The 1,342-nt window shown below is 40.7% G+C and carries 1 protein-coding gene; it reads right to left on the bottom strand.

Going from position 1 to position 1,342, the window contains the following annotated elements:
• Positions 1 to 380 precede the first annotated feature (380 nt).
• Positions 381 to 1,342, bottom strand: a 962-nt coding sequence (locus IQR33_RS23820) for an outer membrane protein transport protein (protein WP_193844112.1), incomplete at its 5' end; no start/stop codon positions are given.

The raw sequence follows: 1,342 nt of genomic DNA, 5'->3' as shown, positions 1-1,342 counted from the left end.
TTAGCCATGCCCGTTGTGCCAAGTAGGCTTAATGCCACTGCTGTTGATAGAAGAGTCTTGTTGGTTTTCATTCGAATGTTCGCTGATTTGTTTATAACATGGGACGAAAGTTTAAAGGTAGAGTTTTTACTTTAGAAATGAAAATCCAGCGTAAGTGGTCATTTGGAATATTATGCTTTTAAATGTTATTTGTGCGGTTTAATAATCTAACTGTGAAAGGCTTGTAAACGGAATTCAGCGAACAGCTGTGCGTCCTAATTGTGAGATTTAGATACACGTGTTCACTCAAATTGAGTGAGCAATAAATCGCAGATATGAAAAAAGGCTGGAAATCCAGCCTTTTATATAAAGTATTTTTCTACTAACTAACAGCGAAGTGTTTAGAAGCTACGGCTGTATTGTAAGCCGAATAGAATTGCATCAGCATGAGTTGTTGCTGTTACACCGGTAGAAAGACCAGGAGCTAATTGAGTATTCTCATTAACTTTTACATCTTCACCTAACAAGTACGTGAAGCCAAAATCGATGTTTGAGCTATTATCAATATGGTAAGAGAAACCTGTGGAGAACCACTGGCGATCTGAGTCTGGTACCGAGATAGACGTTACTTTATCTTGAGCGCTTGTGTCGTACATGTAACCAGCACGAAGTGTCCAGTTGTTGTTTAGGTAGTAAGTACCACCAATTGCGTAGTGCCAGCCATCTTGCCATTGATAGTCTTTCGAGTAACCACCTTTAAGTAAACCCTGATTTAGGTTCTCAAAATCAATTTGGTCGAAATCTTTCCAACCGATGTATTGGATGCTGTAGTGTACAGCAAACTTAGTGTCTTGGATTTTGTGGAAACCAGAAAATTCGGCCATATCTGGTAGAGGTAGCGTGATTTCCTGACCTTTGTCGTCTTTCGCCGTAAATTCAGGGCTGTAACGATACGCTAGACCAAAACGGTTGTTTTCATCTAGTTCGTACACAGTACCAACGTTAAAACCAACAGCCCAACCATCAGCTTTATCTACGTCCAGAATTTTTTGACCGCCAACCCCTGGGACTGAAGAGCTAGTTGTACGCTTCATTGTGCCTTGGCCGTAGATTAAATCTAAACCAGCACCAAAGCTCCATTGTTCGTTTAAACGGTAAGAACCCGCCAATCCAAAGTTGAAGCTTTTTACATCCGTAAGACCACCGTACTCGGTTGCGGTGTAGTTATCTGAAAATTCAGTTTTAGTGCCGAAATTAGAGTATGCGTTTACGCCCCATGCAAACTTGTCATTTACTGGAACGATTAGGTGAATGTTTGGAGCTATTGACGTATCACCCACATCATCAGTATCAGCAACATTTA

The organism is Vibrio sp. OPT46, assembly GCF_015163535.1.
Lineage (GTDB): Bacteria > Pseudomonadota > Gammaproteobacteria > Enterobacterales > Vibrionaceae > Vibrio > Vibrio alginolyticus.
The sequence above is the reverse complement of the archived record's forward strand: the minus strand, read 5'-3'. Positions and strand labels throughout refer to the sequence as shown.